At 49.2% G+C, this 19,878-nt stretch carries 17 protein-coding genes; all 17 read left to right on the top strand.

The genetic code is table 11. The annotated features are described in order from the left end of the window. Positions 1–3,905 (top strand): hypothetical protein (locus tag HY877_06980; GenBank protein ID MBI5300015.1); only part of this gene is annotated, 3,905 nt, incomplete at its 5' end. A 55-nt stretch (positions 3,906–3,960) separates the two neighbouring features. Then, the gene (locus tag HY877_06975; GenBank protein MBI5300014.1) at positions 3,961–5,304 is read left to right on the top strand and encodes a putative DNA binding domain-containing protein; all 1,344 of its coding nucleotides are present in this window, start codon (positions 3,961–3,963) and stop codon (positions 5,302–5,304) included. A gap of 7 nt (positions 5,305–5,311) precedes the next feature. Then, positions 5,312–6,739, top strand: coding sequence for a F0F1 ATP synthase subunit alpha (locus HY877_06970; GenBank protein MBI5300013.1), 1,428 nt, complete (start codon positions 5,312–5,314; stop codon positions 6,737–6,739). Then, positions 6,736–7,605, top strand: a complete 870-nt coding sequence (locus HY877_06965) for an AAA family ATPase (protein ID MBI5300012.1) — start codon at positions 6,736–6,738, stop codon at positions 7,603–7,605. The genes HY877_06970 and HY877_06965 overlap by 4 nt, the downstream gene beginning before the upstream one ends. Continuing rightward, positions 7,592–8,317 (top strand): hypothetical protein, encoded by a 726-nt coding sequence (locus HY877_06960; protein ID MBI5300011.1) that lies wholly within the window; start codon positions 7,592–7,594, stop codon positions 8,315–8,317. The genes HY877_06965 and HY877_06960 overlap by 14 nt, the downstream gene beginning before the upstream one ends. Beyond that, positions 8,314–10,305 (top strand): hypothetical protein, encoded by a 1,992-nt coding sequence (locus HY877_06955; GenBank protein MBI5300010.1) that lies wholly within the window; start codon positions 8,314–8,316, stop codon positions 10,303–10,305. Before HY877_06960 ends, HY877_06955 begins: the two co-directional genes overlap by 4 nt. After that, entirely contained in the window at positions 10,293–10,769 is a 477-nt protein-coding gene (locus HY877_06950; protein MBI5300009.1) for a hypothetical protein, read from the top strand. Before HY877_06955 ends, HY877_06950 begins: the two co-directional genes overlap by 13 nt. Positions 10,770–10,791: 22 nt before the next feature. After that, complete coding sequence (locus HY877_06945) at positions 10,792–11,421, top strand: hypothetical protein (protein ID MBI5300008.1); 630 nt, start codon at positions 10,792–10,794, stop codon at positions 11,419–11,421. Position 11,422: 1 nt separating this feature from the next. Next, entirely contained in the window at positions 11,423–12,139 is a 717-nt protein-coding gene (locus HY877_06940) for a hypothetical protein (protein ID MBI5300007.1), read from the top strand. 1 nt (position 12,140) lies between these two features. Continuing rightward, positions 12,141–13,457, top strand: a complete 1,317-nt coding sequence (locus HY877_06935; protein ID MBI5300006.1) for a F0F1 ATP synthase subunit alpha — start codon at positions 12,141–12,143, stop codon at positions 13,455–13,457. Next, positions 13,450–13,680 carry a hypothetical protein gene (locus tag HY877_06930; GenBank protein ID MBI5300005.1) on the top strand — a complete coding sequence of 77 codons (231 nt, stop codon included), beginning with the start codon at positions 13,450–13,452 and terminating at the stop codon, positions 13,678–13,680. Before HY877_06935 ends, HY877_06930 begins: the two co-directional genes overlap by 8 nt. Beyond that, a complete protein-coding gene (locus HY877_06925; protein MBI5300004.1) occupies positions 13,680–13,892 on the top strand; it encodes a hypothetical protein in 213 nt (70 codons plus the stop codon). Before HY877_06930 ends, HY877_06925 begins: the two co-directional genes overlap by 1 nt. Positions 13,893–13,902: 10 nt before the next feature. Continuing rightward, a complete protein-coding gene (locus HY877_06920) occupies positions 13,903–14,640 on the top strand; it encodes a F0F1 ATP synthase subunit delta (protein ID MBI5300003.1) in 738 nt (245 codons plus the stop codon). Between the two features lie 34 nt (positions 14,641–14,674). After that, positions 14,675–15,751, top strand: a complete 1,077-nt coding sequence (locus tag HY877_06915) for a DUF1016 domain-containing protein (GenBank protein ID MBI5300002.1) — start codon at positions 14,675–14,677, stop codon at positions 15,749–15,751. A gap of 3 nt (positions 15,752–15,754) precedes the next feature. Further along, positions 15,755–16,621, top strand: a complete 867-nt coding sequence (locus HY877_06910) for a F0F1 ATP synthase subunit gamma (protein ID MBI5300001.1) — start codon at positions 15,755–15,757, stop codon at positions 16,619–16,621. Positions 16,622–16,643: 22 nt separating this feature from the next. Further along, entirely contained in the window at positions 16,644–18,023 is a 1,380-nt protein-coding gene (locus HY877_06905; GenBank protein MBI5300000.1) for a F0F1 ATP synthase subunit beta, read from the top strand. An 84-nt stretch (positions 18,024–18,107) separates the two neighbouring features. Beyond that, the gene (gene tadA, locus HY877_06900; protein MBI5299999.1) at positions 18,108–19,829 is read left to right on the top strand and encodes a Flp pilus assembly complex ATPase component TadA; all 1,722 of its coding nucleotides are present in this window, start codon (positions 18,108–18,110) and stop codon (positions 19,827–19,829) included. The last annotated feature ends 49 nt before the right edge of the window (positions 19,830–19,878 follow it).

Below are 19,878 nucleotides of genomic sequence, written 5' to 3'. Positions count from 1 at the left end.
TGATTACGGAAATCGGCACAGGCAACATTGCCGCGATCAACACGAAGACTGCGAGTATCAACTGGGCGGATGTGACGGGCCTTGTGACAAGCGCGGGAGCGATTCAGGCGAAGACGGATACGATTGATTGGACAAATGTGACCGGCATCAAAACAAAGACCGATACGATTGCATGGGCGGATGTAAGCGGCATCAAAACCAAGACGGACACAATTAACTGGACGGATGTGACGACAGCCAAGAATAATGTTGCGACGATTCTCACTCAAACCGGAGACATTGCGGCAGTCAAAACAAAGACCGACACCATCGCGTGGGCGGACGTGACGGGAATTGTCACAGCGACGGGAGCAATTCAGGCAAAGACCGACACGATAGACTGGACAAATGTGACCGGCATCAAAACGAAGACCGATACGATTGCATGGGCCGATGTAACAGGCGTCAAAGCAAAGACCGATACAATTAACTGGACGGATGTAACGACGGCCAAGAATGATGTTGCGACGGTTCTCACACAAACCGGAGACATTGCGGCGATTAAGACAAAGACGGACACCATCGCGTGGGCCGACGTGACGGGACTGGTGACAACTTCCGGTGCGATTAAAGCAAAGACTGACACGATAGACTGGACGAATGTGGCCGCGATTAAAACGAAAACCGATACGATCAACTGGGCGGACGTGACAGGCGTCAAGGCAAAAACAGATACGATCAACTGGACGGATGTAACGACGGCGAAAAATAATGTTGCCACACTCATTACGGAAATCGGCACCGGCAACATTTCTGCGATCAACACGAAGACCGCGAGTATCAACTGGGCGGACGTGACGGGCCTTGTAACAACCACCAACACGATTCAAGCCAAGACAGACCCCATTGACTGGACGAATGTTTCGGCGATTAAAACAAAAACAGATACCATTAACTGGGACCAGATCACGGGGATCAAAACAAAAACAGATACGATTGACTGGACAAATGTAACCGGCTTGGTCAACGAGATCGGCACCGGCAACATCGCGGCCATCAAGACGAAGACGCAGAGTATTAACTGGGCGGACGTGACGGATATTGTGACCAAAGCCGGTACCATCCAGCAGAAAACGGATCCCATCAACTGGGCGGATGTTGCAACCATTAAGACGAAGACTGGTACGATTGACTGGAACAGCATCACCGGCATCAAAATGAAGACCGACATGATTGACTGGTCGGAGGTAGGCATGGCAACGGCCGATCTGGCGAATCTTAGGGGCATGATGGGATCTCCCGAAGATCCCGCCTACAGCAATACCGTTTTTGGATTGGTGAAGGATGTGAAGAACAAGTGGGGAACGAAGACTGCGGATGAATTGTTCACACAGACGATGGGTGCCTACGATAAAGTCACCGAATTGCAAGAAAAGTTCGGCTATGAGGAAGGCGCGGCCGGCGGTGGTTCCATGTACGAGGATTTGCGTCTTCTCAAGGATTACGTGGATCAAGTGGGCACAAAAGTGACCACGGTTAGAAGCGAGCTCGGCACAATGGGTACCGAACTTGGGACGAAAGTTACCACAGTGGGTACCGAACTCGGCACAAAAGTTACCACAGTGGGTACGGAGGTGGGAGGGGTCAGCGGTGATGTCGTAGGCAGTCTAAATTACAAACTGGACACTCTGCTTCGAGGCATGCTCTCCGTCAACACCAACGTCAATACACTTGATACCAGTCTGGATAGTTTGACAACGACCGTTGGCACGGTAAACACCGCCGCAAGTACGCTCTCAACAAATCTGTCTTCGGCAAAAACAAACATTGACAGCATTCTCACAAAAATCAACAGCGGTCTCAGCGTGGATACCGGCACTATCAACACGGCGCTTTCCTCGGTAACATCGCTTTTGGGTGGCGCCTCAGATTCTTCTTCCTCTTCCAGCGTATTTGGAAAAATCGCCGGTGTTTCCGGCAGTCTCACCACAATCGGGAAAGATGCCACCAACGCGTCAACTTATGCCTCCAACGCGAGTTCGACGGCCTCACGGGCCGCATCAGCCGCGGAAGAAGCCAAGGCGGCACTGACAACAACTGGCTCGTCGAGCGACGCGACAAAGTCGGCCCTGACTTCCTTAAGCGATAAATTAGGAAAAGTTCAATCGGATGTTACGAAAATTGCCAGCGGTGTTTCGACGGATTCTCTGAAGACGGGACTTACCGAGGCGATGGCCAAAGTGGGTGAGATGGCCGCGTCCCAAGGTCATCCCGGGATGGAAAAATTGGCTCAACCGGCCACGGCCGCGGACGTTAAATCCTTGCAGGATCAAATTGAGCGGGTGAAGGCCATGTTGGATGTCTTAACAACGATGGCCAAACAGCAGAAGGGTTTCGAAGCGCCGGTGGTCAAAACTTGGTACGAATCGGGTTCCGTGCTCCTCAAAGTCCTCATTGTGAATCCTTCCAAGGAGGAAAGCTTTACGGTGCCGGTTAGAATCCCTCTGCCGAAAGAGGCGACGAGGGAATCCGTCATGGATGCGGGTGATTTGAAAGTGGGCTTCAATGCTGAAAAGGGAATTTACGAAGCCTATGGCGAAACAACATTAAAACCCGCGGAAGAAAAAGTTTTGCAGGTCCGGCTACAGGATATCTGGCGGATTCCTGATGGGGAAATCACCTTCCAGAAAGGTTACGCGTCGGAGCTGGTTAAACTGCTGAAGGACAATTGGAAATATTCTGAGGCGGCCAAGAAACTGGGCGAAACCATTCAGACCCGTTTGGATAATATCCTCACAAGTCAGGATGAAGACGTGGGCCCTGCCAAACACATCGAGGTTCACCGCAAAAATCTTCTTGTCTTCCAAGAGATCAAAAAAGATACGGCCTTCCTTGAAAAACTGGCCGGTGAGGGGATGGGATTCAAGAAAGGCGGCGGGGCAGGTGGTGGTTCCGGAGAGGGACCGGGCGGCCCCGGCGGACCTTCGGGTTTTCCCGGAAAAAACGCGGGTGAAGGTGCGGAAGGGGACATGGGACGTTGGGTGGAGGGTGCCACGCTCGGTTTGGGTGAAACTTCGGAAGGTCAGGAAGGTAGCGGCACGACTGAAGTCGAGAAGGTTACTTTAAAAGTGGAAGTCAAAAACCCCTCTCAGACGGAAGCCACAAGAATCGCCGTCAAACACTATCTTCCCAAAGAAGTGCTCGAAAAAGACGTTCTGGACAGAGGCCTTCTGGAAGTCCTTCACGATCTGGAACAGGGCAGACTTTATCTTTACAAAGACGCGGTGGATTTGAAACCGGCGGACATCAAGATTTTTGAAGTGATTCTTCGGGACATTTGGAGACTGCCGGAAGGCGTACTCTTGGGAATTCAGGAACGCGCCAAAGCCCTTGCCAAAGCCCTTGATGGAACGACATTCAGCGAAGAGGCCAACCTTTTGAGCAAAGAAATTGTGGAGGGCGTTTCGGGTCTGAGACAAAATCAGGGAAAAGAATCAGGGCTTGGGGAACATGTGGAAATTTTTCATCAAAGCCTTTCCTTTTTGGAGACAATCAAAAACAGGATCGACAAGCTGGAAAAAATGGCGGGGTTGATTACCGTGGCGCCCGGCGTGCAGGCCAAGGATTTGGGGTTGGGAAAGGTTGCCTATGTTGCGGCGGGCAGGGGTGGTGCGGGAGGGAGTGCCGGTGGATCCGTTGGTGTGGGCGGCGGATCCGGAGAGGGGCCGGGCGGTCCCAAAGGCTCCGAGGCCCTTAAAATGGTTGCCGAATCCATCTTTGCCGGCGGGGCACCCGCAACAAGCACAACATGGCGGATTATTTTTGTCATCGTCGGTTTCCTTGGAGTCATCAGTTTTCTCTTCTTCGTCCTCTGGTGGGCACAAGTCCGCGCAGAAAAAAGCGTCAAAGTGGAAGAAATAAAATAACGACCGATTAATTTTCAAATTGACCGATTCTGACCGATTGACTATAAAATCAGATATGCGTGAGGCAGAAAATAACATCCCATGGGAAGAGGGATATCTAGTTGAATTCAAAGAGTTTAAAGGTGCTATTAGCGTAAAGGAGCTGGCAAAAACTCTCTCGGCCTTTGCCAATACGGATGGGGGAAGCGTGTACATAGGAGTGACCGATAACCGACAGATACGCGGTGTAAAGATAACGCCGCTTTTGCTGGATAATATACAAAATACTGCAAGAGAGGTTTGTATTCCCCCGATTCCGATTTTCTTGAATGAAATAACGGCGGAAGGAAAAATAGTTTTGAAGCTGACGGTGGAAAAAAGCGGACATTTGCATTCCGTTTCATCCGGCCATACTTATATTCGTGTCGGAACGCAGGACAAAAGGATAGTAGGGGAAGAATTATTGCGACTTGCCGAATCGAAGTCGCAGGTTTCTTTCGAAGAAAGCGTTCTGCCTGCCGGAATAGAAGTAATAGATCGAACCGCGCTTGATGAATACTATCTTGCCCGAAAAAAAGTTTCGGCTGTCATGGGAGGTTTGGATGAAGAGGGATTATTGATAAAGATGGGTTTGGCGAAACGCGATCGGGGTGAATTCAAAATAAAGGCCGGTGCATTCATTTTGTTTGGAAAAGAACACGAACAAATTCTGCTACAGAGAGATTTTACGTTCGTCAAATACGATGTTGAAGGCAGGATGTATTCTTACAGGGAAGATTTGTCCGCCCCCGCGGCGAAATTGCTTGAAAGGCTCATGGAGTTGATAAGACCCTGCAACAAGATAACTGAAGGGGTAAGAGGAGTAAAAAGGCAGGAAAGATATATATATCCCGAAGACGCAGTAAGAGAGGTTATTGTCAACGCTGTGGCCCACAGGGATTATCGCATTGCGGGCCTGAAAAACGAATGCCGTATCTATCCGGACAGACTTGAAGTGATAAGTGCCGGAAATTTACCGGGTACCATCACTCTGGAAAATATCGACAAGCGTCATTATTCGCGCAATCCAAAAATCATGCATGCGTTGTTAATTATGGGCTTAACAGAGGAACTGGGTCAGGGGATAAGCATGATGAAACATTTATTGAAGGCAAATGGAAATCCGCCGCCCGAATTCATCGTTAATTCGGATCAGTTTAAGGTTATTTTTTATCGTCAAAAAAAACTTTCTTCAAAAGGCGACGCAAAAAAAATACTGGATGATTATTTTGAAGCCAGCGAACTGATCTCGCGCCGTCAAGTCGAAAGCTTATGCGGTATTGGTTCCACGACCGCGAAATACCTTCTTGAAAAACTGACTGGTGAGGGTTACCTGCGAAGAGTCGGTAGAGGTCCCGTAACGCAATACAAAAAAGTGTGAGGAAAAGATGTTACACTTCAAAGAATACGGCGAGGTGAGGGCGGTGGAAAAATCCATCGTCAAGATCAGGGGCCTTTCTTCCTGCATGAACGGTCAGAAAATTTATTTCATGGACAATTCCCTTGGCATGATCATGGGATTTGACAAAGAGGATGTCCTTGTCCTTTTGCTCAAGGAAAAAGGGACAATCAAGGCGGGGGACAAGGCATATACAAGACTGGAATCGTTTGAAGTGCCGACCGGGGATTGGCTGATCGGCCGGGTGGTTAATGCGCTGGGAGAAAGCGAGGAAGCGCTTAATTATAGAAGCGACTCAAACACGGAATTCCGTCCTCTTTTTGCTGAGGCCCCGTCCGTTTTGGAGCGTGTGCCTCTCGATGAGCCCTTGGAAACCGGCATCAAAATTCTCGATACGATGATCCCCTTGGGCAAGGGACAGCGCCAGCTCATCATCGGAGACCGGATGACCGGCAAAACCACTATCGTGACGGACATCATCCTTAATCAAAAAGGAAAAAATGTCCTTTGCATCTATTGCTGTATCGGAAAGACAAAGGCTCAATTGGCCCGAGTGATGCGTTTGTTCGAACGGCATGGCGCCATGGAATACACTCTTGTGGTTTCCGCAACGGCTTCCAGTCCTCCGGGCCAGCAGTATCTGGCTCCCTACGCGGCCGCTGGCATGGGAGAGCATTTCATGAACAAGGGTCGGGATGTTTTGGTGGCCTTTGATGATTTCACCAAACACGCGTGGATTTACCGCCAGCTCTCCCTTCTTTTGGGACGATTTCCGGGGCGCGATGCCTATCCGGGGGATATTTTTTATCTCCATTCCCAGATGATTGAACGCGCCGGAAAACTAGGGTCCGAAAGGGGCGGCGGTTCGATGACTTTTTTGCCGGTCGTGGACACCCTTCAGGGTGATGTCACCGGCTATATTCCCTCCAATCTTATTTCGATGACGGACGGACAAATTTATTTGAACGCGGAACTTTTTAGTCACGGTTTTAAACCGGCCGTGGACCTTGGGCTCTCCGTGTCACGCGTGGGAAACAAGGTGCAGTGGCCGGCCGTTCGGGAACTCTCCGCCATGCTCCGTCTGGAATACGTACAGTATAGGGAACTGGAGCGCCTGACAAAAATCAAGGCCGGAGATTCCGGTGAGATGGGAGACAAATTAAAAACAGGAAGGATTCTTACGGAACTTTTGAAACAGGACAAGGCAAACCCCGTTGCCATGGAGGAGCAGGTCGTGCTACTTTACCTGCATCGTCATGGGAAATTAAATGCCCTGACACCGGATCAGGTATCCCTGTTCAAACGAAATGTCAGGCAGGTTGTTGAAAAGCAAAAGCCGGGACTTTTAAAAGAGATTGCCATGAAAAAAAAGATGACGTCCGAGATACGCGGGGCGTTGGAGGGAATTCAGGCATGAGTTATTATAAGGTATTGGGGCTTGCGAACGAGCCGTTTTCCACAAGTCCTGATCCTGCGTTTTTTTATGAAGCGAGGGATCACAAGGCGGCGCTGTATCGCCTGCGAATCGCTCTCCGCCTCAAGCGGGGTTTGAGTCTCATCCTTGGAGACGTGGGCACCGGAAAGACCACACTGAGCCGGAGGCTCTACCAAATGCTTTCCAAGGAGCCGTCTTGCGATTTTCACATCCTTCTCAATCCGGTTTTCAAATCCGAGGAGGAATTTTTAGAAAAACTCATGGAATCTTTTCATATAGAGCTTCCACAAAAGCCCATCTCGACCGTTCATTACTTCGATATTCTGGAAAAAAATCTTTTTCAAAGAGGGGTGGAGGAAAAAAAGACGATTGTCCTTTTAATTGATGAGGCCCAGAAATTGAGTAAGACCTCTCTTGAAATTTTGCGCACCCTGCTCAATTACGAAACCAACGAGCACAAAATCCTTCAGCTGGTTCTCATGTCGCAATTGGAGCTTTTGCCGAAAATTTCGCGTCTCAAAAACTTGTGGGACCGGATCAGTCTGAAATACATGCTCAATCCCCTTGGGCTGGAAGAGATGACGGAGCTGATTAATTTTCGCCTCCTGCAGGCGGGCTACAACGCAAAGAAACCGCTTTTTGCTTCTGAAGCCATGGAAGAGATCCATCGACATACGCAGGGTTATCCGAGACAGGTAACGCTCCTTTGCCACAATGTTCTGGAAAAATTGGTCATGGAAAACAAAGAAGAGGTGACGCGCAAAATCGTTCAGGAAATGGTGCTTCAGGAAGAGCGCATCCTTAACGCGTCCAAAGAACAGGAGCCAGTTGAAGATGGAGGAAGATAAAAAAAATCCTGTTCAGGGAATGTTTGACGCTGTCAGCGGAGAAAATCCGCAGGAAAAAACTTCGGTGGAAGAATTTTCGAAGCAGGAAAAATTGACGGCGGAGGAAAAACTTTTGCAAGTGATCGACAGCGGCGGTGAACCGGAGACGGAAAAAAAATCGTGGCTGAAGATAGCGGCCCTGAAAGGAACCGTTGGCAAAGCTCAGGACTGGTTTTTTCAATTTAAAGAGGGATTGTCCCGTCCGTGTTTTGATCTCGGCGTGGTCAACAAGGGACTGGCCATTGTTATCGGTCTTGTTGTGATTGCCTCTGTGGTCAATGTTTTTGCGCTGAAATCGGATATCAAGGATGTTTATGCAAGGGTGGCCAAACACAATACGCCATCGGGCGGACGCAACATCGCCCTTCTCGAATCCGTTGAAATGTATTTAAAAGATGCCGGGAAGAGAAGTCTTTTCCGGCCGGGGGAATTACCCAAAAAAGAGGAGAACATACCGACCGTATCGGCCGCCGGAGCGGATAAAATTTTAGGCGATTTGCAACTGGTGGGAATTGCGTGGGGGGAATATCCCGAAGCGATGATTCGGGACAAAGCCGACGGCAGGACTTATTTTTTAAAAAAAGATCAGCAGTTTAAGGGAATCAAGATCAAGGAGATTTCCAAAGACAAAGTTTTGGTGGAGTATGGCGGCAAAAACAAGGAGTTGATGTGAAAAAGATATTGTTTTTTTTCGCCGTGGTTTCTTTGGCGTGTTTTGCGTCTGTCGCGGAGGATATAAGATCCGCGGAAACACCCAAAACGATACTGGCGCCCACACCAACGCCGGCGCCGACAACGACGACAACAACAACGACAACGACACCGGTACCGGCACCCGCGCCGGCACAGCCTTCTCCATCGCCCATCGGCGGCACGGGAGTTCAAGGGACTTCATCAACCTCTTCTTCTCCCATTGGGGGAACTGCCGTGCAAAATCCTCCGGCGCAACAGGAGCCCTCTTCTCAAACTCCCGCTTCCCAAACTCCTCCTGTCCAAACTCCTTCCGGTCCGGCTTCCGGCGGTGCGGACAAACCCAAAACGGAGGAAGAAAAAACGGCAAAAAAACCGGCCGTGATGGGAGGGGGAGAACTGGTTCCTCCTTCCGCGGAAGGTGAAATCCCCACGCTGGACACCAAAATATCCCTTGATCTGCGCGACATGGACATTCTGGACGTCCTCAAATTTCTTGCCATCAAGGGCAACCTGAACATCGCCGGAGGAAAAAACATCACGGGGACCGTGAGCCTCCTTTTGAATAATGTCACCGTTCGAGACGCGCTGGATATTATTCTTTCCACCCATCGTCTGGCCTACAATTTAAAGGAAAATATCATGCAGGTGATGACGGAAGAGGAATACAAGGCCCTGTATGGAAAACAGTTTTACGATCAGCGGGAGACGAAAATCATCCGTTTGCAGTATGCCTCGGCCAAAAATATCGGTGCCATGCTAGAAAATGTGAAGAGCGATGTGGGGCGCATTGTCTATGACGATTCCACGGGAACGGTTGTCCTGATGGATACACCACAAAAGATAATAGAAATGGAACAGGTCATCCGTCACGAGGAACTGCCCTCCGTGGTCCGCATGCCCGTGACGCAAACAGAGGTTTTCAGTCTTCAATACGCGAAGGCGAAAACAATGGCGGAAAAAATTACACCCGTTCTCACCAAAGAAATTGGCAAGGTTTACGTGGATGAACGCACCAACAAACTGGTCGTTTCGGATTTGCCGCTCAATCTGGTAGAAATCAAAAAGGTCGTTACCGCGTTTGACACCAAAACGCAGGAGGTCATGATCGAGGCCAAGATCATTCAGATTACGCTCGGCGATCAGTATCAAAGCGGCGTGGAATGGGCAAAGGTGTTTGGAACAACACTCCAGCAGACTTTTCCCTCCGGCTTGAGCTCTTTCGGACAGATTATTGCGGGATCCATTGCCGAGACCAAGACAACGGATTCAAAAGGGGTGACTACCTCCTCTTATTCCAACTCGGGAGCAATTCTTAAATTTTTGGAGACCTTCGGTGACACCCGCATTTTGTCCACGCCCCATATTTCCGCGGTCAACGATCAGGAGGCCAAAATAATGGTGGGGACCAAGGAGGCCTATACGACCTCCAGCATTACACAGAGCCAGTCCACTACCACCACGGCGCAAAATGTTACTTTTATTGATGTGGGGGTATCTCTTTTTGTCACGCCGCATATCAACGATGATGGTTTCATCACGATGAAAATCCGTCCCGAGATCAGCAATGTATCGCGGTTTCTGACAACCTCTCAGGGGGACCAGATTCCCATTGTGCAAACAACCAATGCCGATACGGTGGTGATGGTGAAAGATGGTGCCACGGTGCTGATCGGCGGCTTGATGCAACTTTCGAGGAATAAAACACGTTCAGGTATTCCGGGGCTTTCACGGATTCCCGTGGCCGGAAATCTCTTTCGCTCCACCAATGACAAAATGTCCAAACAAGAACTGGTGGTTCTTTTGACTCCGCACTTGATGAGCGGTGATGAAACCCTGCCGGGCATTGCTCCTCTACCGCCCATTGTCCAAGCACAAGGTATTCGGGAACAAGATATTGTGGAACAAAAGGGAAAAACGAAAACGCCGGAGAAAAGAAAAAAACCAAAGGGGCGCAGATGGGACGATTAAAAAAAAATCTTTCTAAAAACCCCGTTTTGTCATCCCTGCGAAGGCAGGGATCCAGTCTTTTTCAGCTTTTCTGGATTCCCGCCTTCGCGGGAATGACAAACTGGCATACACAAAAACGGACATTTTGTTTTGCTCTTGCTATAGCTCTTTTTTTTCTGGCGTCTGCCTGCGGGGTAAAACAGCGTCCGCCAAGCGCTCTGACATCGAGGCCTCCCGAATCAACGGCGAATCTCAGCAAAAAAGATCACTATCAGGCCAAACAGTGGCTGGATCTGGCGCAGAAACTAGAGATGACCAGCGACTATGTGACATCGCTGGAGTATTGCGAAAAAATCCTGTCCCGTTATCCGGATACGCTGTATGCCGACGAGGCCACGCTGATTGTAGAAATGATTAAGGATCCGTCCAAAAACCGGCGCCGAGATTTGTATCGTAACAATCCGGCGTTGTTTATGGGATACTAATTTAAGTACAAGACCATGGACTATGGACCATAGACCATGGACTAAAAACCAGAAAAAGCAGTTGGTCCATGGTCCATGGTCCTTCTGCAAGGAGGTGTTTATGAATTTCTTCAAAAATCTGTTCGGTAAAATCAATGCGGCAAAAACGGCCGTGATTTTGCTGGGGGTTTATGCGGCAGGCTTGACGGTGGCAATAGCGTTTGCGGTTACCATCGGTCCTTTTAAAGGGACGGCGGATCTTTTGGTTAAAAATCGCATTATGGAACTGGATCTGCAAAAAAAAGAGGATTTCGCCAAGGCCCTTCAGGCGGAGAGGGACCGGCTCCTCATGGCTGTCCGAAATCTTCAGAGCGATGCGGAAGTCAATCAGGCCTCTATCGCGGCGCTTAAAAAAAATGTGAATAGGCAGGATGTCCAAAAAGATTTGGCCGAGGCCAACCGGATGGTTGAAAATTTAAACAAAGAGAGAAGAGCCCTGCTCTTAAAACTGGACGAACTCCGTGGCGAGATCCAGCGCATTGCCGATGCGCGCGCGGTCAAGGAAGGAATGAATGTCAAACCGGAAACCAGTGATCTGGTCGCTCAACTGGAAAAAGAAAAAGCCGATTTACAGACCAAAATTCAGGAACTGGAAGGAGCATTGAAAAAATAATATGAATAAAAATGCCTATATCCTTGAATCCCGTTCTGTCATTCCCGCGAAAGCGGGAATCCAGAAACCATTGAAATCACTGGATCCCCGCCTGCGCGGGGATGACAAAAGAGAGCAAAGGTTTTCTTACGGGACTCAAGGATATAGGCATTTGAATAAAAAATGGTGTTCTCTGCTTCTCTGCCTCTCTGCCTCTCTGTTTCCCGTCTCCTGCTCCGGGAAAAAACCGGCGACGGGAGAAGCAGTTATTGCGACCATCGGAAAGGAAGCGATAACTTTCTCGGAAATAAAGCAGGCCGCGGACAAACTCAACCGGTTTCTTAAGGAAAATTTTGAAACGAGCAAAGAATGGAGAACGGATTTCATCCGCCAATATGTTGCCCGCACTGCTCTGGCAAAAAGGGCGAAAAGAGAAGGATTAGAAAAAGACAGAGACATTGTTTTTCTTCTGGAGCAGGCACGGCGTGGCATACTTGCTGAAAAACTTCTGGAAAGAAAACTTGGAAAAATTGAAGCGCGTGAGGAAGACCTTTTAAGATACTATGAGGCCAACAAGGGTAAATACGAAAAAAAGCCGTTTGAAAAAGTGAAGGAGCAGGTATCTTTTGAATACAACAAAAAATTGAAAGACGAGGCCGTCAACCGTTTTATCATGGACACCTTTGTTGAGGAAAAAGTGAAGATGAATGAAGAAGCCATTGCAAACGTAAAACCGTAACATGGAAATCAAAGAAGCGGGACAAGTCAAGGCCGTCTGCAAAAATATTGCGCGCGTGGCGGGATTTCATTCGTGTCTCAACGGTCAGGTTGTCTCGTTTGAAAGCGGTGTGCCCGGGATGATTATGGGCTTTACCAAGACGGACACGCTGACGCTGATTCTGGGCAATGAAGCCAAAGTCCGCTTAGGCGACGCCTGTTTCAGCCGGGCGGAGACCTTCAAGGTTCCCGTCGGAGAAAAATTTTTGGGCAGGGTCGTGAATGCGCTGGGAGAACCCTGTGACGACAAGGGAAAGATTGAGCCTGCCGATTATTTTCCCGTCATGTGTGAGGCTCCGGAAACGATGGACCGCGAACCGGCGGATTCCTTTCTTGAAACAGGAACAACCATAATAGATGCCTTCGTTCCCATCGCTAAGGGTCAAAGGCAGATGATCGTGGGTGACCGGATGACGGGAAAGACAACCATCGCCGTGGATGCCATTTTGAATCAGAAGGGAAAAAACGTCATCTGCATTTATTGCTGTATCGGCAAGAGCATGAGTTCATTAATAAAGGTGGCCGGCCTTCTCAAAGCCCGCGGGGCTTTGGATTATACCCTCATCGCCGCGGCGCCCGCGGCCTCCCCGGCCGGGGAACAGTATCTGATCCCTTTTACCGCCACAGCATTGGCCGAGTATTTCATGCAAAAGGGCCAAGACTGTCTGGTTGTTTTTGATGACATGACGAAACACGCGTGGTGCTACCGCCAGCTTTCTCTTTTGCTGGGAAGACCTCCGGGCAGGGAGGCGTATCCGGGGGATATTTTTTACCTGCACACACAACTTTTGGAGCGGGCGGGAAAACTGCATCGGGAGCACGGCGGCGGTTCCATAACTTCTTTGCTGATCGTGGATACCCTGCACGGGGATGTGACGGGATTTATTCCCTCCAATTTCATTTCCATGACGGACGGCCAAATTTATTTGAACGCGGATATTTTCAAAGGGGGATTCAAACCCGCCGTGGACATTGCCCAATCGGTTTCCATCATCGGCTCTCTGGTCCAGCCGCAGGAATTAAAGGAGAAAAAATCTCCCCTGCGTTTGGAATACATGCGGTACCGAGATTTACAGCGCTTGACAAAACTCAAAGTGGGGCTGTCTGCCGAGGCGGAGAGCCGGATCAAGAGGGGGGAAGCCATCACGGCCCTTTTAAGGCAGGACAAAAACACGCCCATTTCTTTGAAAAGGCAGGCCGCTTTTTTGAGCGCGCTGATGAAGGGCAATCTGGACGGCCTGTCAGAGATGCAGATCGAGGAATATAAAAAAAGTGTTTGATATCGTCATACTGAACGCGAAGAGAGTTTTATTTGAAGGGAAAGCAGAGAGCGCTTTTTTACAGGGGGACACGGGGGAATTCGAAATCCTTCCTTATCATTGTCCCGTTGTGAGTCTCCTGAAAAAAGGGCGCATGGTTATTGACGGCACAAAATATCTGAATGTCAAAGGCGGGATTATGCGGTTTCGCGGAAACCGGCTGGTGGTGCTTGTGGAGGAATAGTGCGAAATTTTGTCATTATATTGGTGATGCTGGTAACGATTCTTGGCCCCTCGGCTGTTATTGCCGTTATCGGTTATTCAAGCATCCGTGCGCTTGGAAGAAATCCCTCTTCAGCCCCGAAAATTTTGATGGCGATGATTATCGCGCTGATTTTCGCGGAAGCCATTGCGGTGATCGCCCTTTTGGTTTTGTTTCAATTATTCGGAAAGTGAAGGAGCTCTTATGACAATCGAATTTATTGCAGGCTTTCTTCTTATACAGGTGTTGGTGTTTGCCGTCGTCATTATTTTTCTCCGACGCCTTATGGTCAAAGATACTTTGAGCGCCGTCAACCGGCTCAAGCTGGTTGATGATGAAAATGCAAAGCGCCTCTCGGAAATGAAGACGAAGATAGAGGAGGCCGAAGAAGAATACCGCCGAAAAGTGGAACAGACGACCGAGGATGTCCGCAGACAGCGCGAGGAGGCCAAGAAAGAATTGGAAGAAGAGCGCGGAAAAATGCTCGCCAAAGCAAGAGAGGAAAGCGACCGGATTGTCTCCGGAGCTAAAAAACTGGAGGCCAAGGCGGTACAGAGAATGGCGATGGAAGTGGAAGCCAAGGCGGCGGTGGTTGGGGCGGAACTCGTTCGTATTTTTGTCGGTGCAAGAATGGAAAAAGGACTGGATGAACAACTGGCTTGTGAACTCATCGAAGAAATCAGGGCTATGGATGCCGGAAGAGTCTCCGTGGATTTTGACGAGATAGGCATTGTCAGCCGGTCTCCCTTAAGTTCCGCGCACAAGACGGAGATCAAAAATATTCTGGAGAAAAAAACGGGCCGAAAACTCAGCTTGAAAGAAGAGTTGAAAAAGGATTTTGCGGGGGGAATTATTTTGAAGCTGGGCAGTTTGATTTTGGACGGCAGTGTAGAAAACAGAATCAAAGAAGCCGCCGGAATGCTGAAGAAGGGAAATCTTTAAAAAAAATGAAGCTTCGATATTTCTTTATGATCAAATGACCAAGTTAACTGCATATCATGAATTTCTTGGACAATTAAAATTCCGCATCCAGTCGGCACGTGTTTCAGCTGTTCGAGCGGTTAATCGGGATCTAATTTTTCTTTATTGGGATATCGGTTTGGCGATTACGGAAAAACAAAAACAGCTCGGGTGGGGTGAATCGGTTATTGAGCGGCTCTCAAAAGACTTGCTCAACACCTTTCCCGGAGTGACCGGTTTTTCGCCCCGTAATTTGCGGGATATGAAACGCTTTTTCATCTCGTACTCTTCCCCTGAATTTTGGCGACAGGCTGTCGCCAAAATAGGAGAAGAAAAAGACATAAATAATTCCGAATTTTGGCGACAGGCCGTTGCCGAAATCCCATGGGGCCATCATTTGTTGATTCTAAATAAAGTGGAAGATCCTCCTGCCCGTCTTTATTATCTTCGCGCTACGGCGAGGTTCGGTTGGAGCCGCAATGTCCTTCTCAATCAGATTAAGGCTGAGGCCTATGAACGCACTCTTTCGCAGGGGAAAACTCACAACTTTCCGGCAACTTTACCCGAACGCTTTGCCGAGCAGGCAGACGAAACACTCAAGAGCTCCTACAGCCTCGAGTTCCTCGGCATCCATCGCGAGGTGAGTGAGAGAGAACTGGAAGACAGACTCATCGAGAAGTTAAAGGAGTTTATTCTCGAATTGGGCTATGGCTTTTGCTTTATAGGCCGGCAACATCGCCTCGTGCTTGGGCGGAAAGAATATTTCATTGATCTTCTGTTTTATCACCGCTTTCTCAAAGCGCTGGTGGCCGTGGAACTGAAGGTCGGGCAATTCGAGCCGGAATTTGCAGGAAAGATGGATTTTTATCTAAATCTGCTGAATGAAAAAGAACGCACTCTTCATGATAATCCCTCCATTGGAATTATTCTCTGCGCTGAGAAGGACTCTTTGGAAGTTGAGTTTGCGCTCAAATCCAAGTCCAACCCCATTGGTGTTGCTGAGTATCACCTCCAATCAAAACTTCCAGACAAACTGAAAGGCAAGTTGCCATCACCAAAACAATTGCAGGAAATTGTGCGGGGGGAGTGCTAATTTATGCCATCGGTTGCTGACGCCAAAAAAGAGCTGACGTTTCACCGCGAATTTACGGAGCTGATCGAGATTATCAAGGAGATCGCGGCTTCGCAATTTCGCTCTCTGGAGTCCAACAAGGAAGAGCGCTTCGCGAAATTTCTGGAATCGTTTGACGGTTTTTTTGAAATGCTGGGCTCTCTTAAAGTGGAAGACGTTTTTACCGCCGTGATGTCGGATGTGACCGGCCTTATTCTCGTTACCTCCGATGAAGGATTTATGGGTGGTCTGAATTCAAAAGTGATCCACGCGGGTCTTGAAAAAACCCAAAACGAAAAAAGAAATATCATCGTGGTGGGCGAACAGGGCGCCAATTATCTCAAGGACCTAAAGCTGGAATACACCGCCTTTCCGGGAGTGGCTCCCGAAGAGCGCTACGAACGCGCCGTGGCACTGAAAGATTTTATTGCCGGAGAGGTTTTGAAGAAAAAAATGGGCCGTGTTTTTGTGGCGTATCCAAAACCGGTGTCTCTGACCGCGCAGACAGGCGAGGTGACGGCCCTTCTCCCTTTCACGGAGGCGTCTATTCGAAAGGAAACAGAACCGGCTCATGACGATAAAGACCGAAGAGTCATCATGGAATCTTCCCTTAAAGGGATTATGGATTATCTGGCAGGGATGTGGATGACCTACAAACTTTACAATATCTTCGAGGACAGCAAACTGGCGGAATTAAGCGCCCGGATGATGAGTTTGGAAGAGAGCTACGGTGCTTTGTCGCAAAAAGAAGAAGTGCTCCAGCATCGTTATTTCCGCGCCTACCATGAAATGGTGGACAAAGGGATGCGGGAAATTTTTGCGTCGAAATTATTGAGCGGAAGAAATTTATAAAAAGATGGTAAACGAAAAACAGATAGCATCGGGAAAAGTCATCGCCGTGCAGGGGCCCGTGGTGGACGTTCAGTTTAAAGAGGCCTCCGAGGTGCCCGATTTGTACACGGCTCTGAATGTTCGGACCTTCGACAAAAGGGATCTTCTTTTGGAAGTGGCCGAACATTTGGAGGGAAATATCGCGCGATGTATTTCCCTTGCCTCTACGCTGAATTTGCAGAGAAACGCCGAAGTCAAGCCTTCGGGTTGTGCCGTCAAAGTCCCCGTGGGAGAATCGCTCTTTGGCAGAATTGTCAATGTAGCGGGTGAACCCATTGACCGCAAAGGGCCCATTCCCCCTTCGGAATTCAGGACTATTCACAAAGATATTTCAAGGCTTAGTTTGGATACGGACCGGCTTGCTGGTGAACAGTTCGAAGTGATGCAGACGGGAATCAAGATCATAGACCTTTTGTTTCCGCTCGTTAAAGGGAGCAAGACGGGGATATTGGGCGGCGCCGCTTTGGGAAAAAGCATTTTGACTTTGGAGCTCATCCACAACATCACGGGGGAATACAAGGGTGCCTGCGTGTTTGCGGGCGTTGGGGAGCGCATCCGCGAGGGCAACGAGCTTTATCACGAATTCGTGAACAAAAAAATTCTGGACCGCGTGATGATGGTCTTCGGCCAGATGAACGAACCGCCGGGGGCCCGCTTTGAGGCCGTGCTGACCGGCATTACGATGGCGGAATATCTTCAGGAACAAAATAAGGATGTATTATTTTTTATGGATAATGTTTATCGCTTCGTGCAGGCGGGCGCGGAGATATCCACTCTTCTGGGGAGGGTGCCTTCCGAAACGGGCTATCAGCCGACGCTGGCTTCCGAAGTCAGCGAATTTCAGGAGCGCATCCGCTCTTTGGATGAGGGGGGTTCCATCACGGCAATTGAAGCGGTTTACGTTCCCGCCGATGATCTCACGGACCCTGCCGTGGTGACGATCTTCAGTTATCTGGATTCCATCATGGTGCTTTCGCGTGAAATGATTCAGATGGGCATGTATCCGGCCATTGATGCCCTGCTTTCATCCTGCTCCAATTTGGACCCGGATGTTGTGGGCAAGCGCCATTTCGACATTGCCCAAGAAACTCTAAAAATGTTTGCCAAGTACGAAGAATTGCGCCGCATTGTTGCGGTTATCGGTGTGGAAGAGCTTTCCAAATCCGACAAAACTCTTTATGAAAGAGCGAGGAAACTCAAAAATTTTCTGACACAGCCTTTTTACGTGGCGGAAATTCATACCGGAAAGAAGGGAACCTATGTCGAAGTGGAGGAAACACTTTCAGGTTGTGAAAAAATCATGAGCGGAGAGATGGACGGCCAAGATGCCGGAAAATTTTACATGATTGGAAAATTATTTTGATTGGGGATTTTAAATTTTGATTTCTAAATTTTTTATTTTTGATTTTTTATTTTTAATTTTTTATTTTTAATTTTTAATTTTTTTATGAGGCTACGTTTGGGAGAAATTCTGGTGCAAAAAGGGCTGGTGACCAAGGAAGATGTGGACACCGCTCTCAAGGAACAGCAAAAAAGCAGGAGGCCCATCGGCGAAATACTGGAAAAAATGGGAAAGGTGACGGAGAAAAATGTGCTCCTTGCCTTGGGGGAACAGTTGCACATCGATTTTATTGATCTTAAAAAAACCGAAATTTCCCCGGAAGCGGTCAAGGCCCTGCCCATCAAACTGGTGACTTATTACAAAATAATGCCCGTAAAACGGGAAGGAAACGTGCTGACCCTCGCGGTGAACGACCCATTAAACAACTGGCCTCTCGATGACGTTGAAGTGAATGTGGGTCTGCATCCGCGGGTTGTTCTGGCCTGCAGGAAAGATATCGCGGAAGCCATCCGCAAACATTACGGCGTCGGCGCGGAAACAGTTGAGAAAATTCTCACGGAAGACGAAGACTCGGTTTCCATTTCGGATATTTCGGCAAAAGAGGAAGTTTCGGAGATCAGCGGGGATTCGGAATCTTCGGAAGATGCCACGGTAGTCAAACTGGTCAATCAAATTTTGGAAGAGGCTGTTCGTAGAGGAGCCACCGATATCCATGTGGAGCCGGCCCGTGGAAAAATCGCGGTGCGTTACCGCGTGGACGGCGTTTTATCCGACGCCCATCTGCCCATGGACATCCGGTATCTGGCGCCCGCCATCCTTTCCCGCATCAAGATTATGGCGGGGATGGATATCGTGGAGAAGCGCCTCCCTCAGGACGGCCGAAGCCGCATCCAGATTGGCCCCAAGGAATTTGACCTGCGCGTTTCCAGCATGCCGGCAAGACACGGCGAAGATTTGGCGATAAGACTTTTACCTTCCAAGGCGGAGTTTCGTTTTGAAAATCTGGGGATGCAGGAAGAAGCCCTGAAAATTTTTGAGCAGTTAATCGCCAAGCCTCATGGGATTGTTTTTGTAACGGGCCCCACCGGTAGCGGCAAGAGCACCACATTATATACCTGTCTTTCCAGAATCAATTCGCGGGAGAGAAAAATCATTACGGTGGAAGATCCGGTCGAATATGAAATCGGGGGGATCACTCAGATTCAGGCGAATGCCGCCGTGGGACTTACGTTTGCGCGCGCCCTTCGAAACATCCTGCGGCACGACCCGGATGTTATCATGGTCGGTGAGGTGCGGGACGCGGAAACGGCCAAAATTGCGATTCAGGCGGCCCTGACGGGACACCTTGTTTTTTCCACACTGCATACCAACGATGCCGCAAGCGGCGTGGCAAGGCTTGTGGATATGGGGGTGGACCCGTTTCTGATTGCCTCTTCCGTTGAGGCCTTTGTGGCCCAGAGGCTTGTCCGCATGATTTGCCCTGCCTGCAAGGAAAAAATTTCTGCGGAGGAATCCAGCCAATGGCTCGCGAAAGTTTCAGCCTTGAACGCAAAGCGTCCGGTCAAAGCCGGCTTTTGCCGCGGGCGTGGTTGTGAAGAATGCGGCAATACCGGTTACGCGGGGCGCACGGCCATTTATGAATTTTTACCCGTGGGGGATGAGGTGAGATCGTTGATATTGAAACGAGCCCCGGCTGGTGAAATCAAAAAAATGGCGATAGAAAAAGGGATGACAACATTGGTCGAAGACGGATGGTCAAAAGTTTTATTAGGTCTCACGACGCCCGAAGAAGTAGCCCGCGTCACGGAAATCGGAATGGATTTATGAAAAATGCATATGCACTTGAGTCCTATAAGAAAACTTTTGCCCTCTTTTG

The sequence above is a fragment of the Deltaproteobacteria bacterium genome (assembly GCA_016213065.1).
In the GTDB taxonomy this organism is placed as follows: domain Bacteria; phylum UBA10199; class UBA10199; order SPLOWO2-01-44-7; family SPLOWO2-01-44-7; genus JACRBV01.
This window is presented reverse-complemented; position numbering and strand designations above follow the sequence as displayed.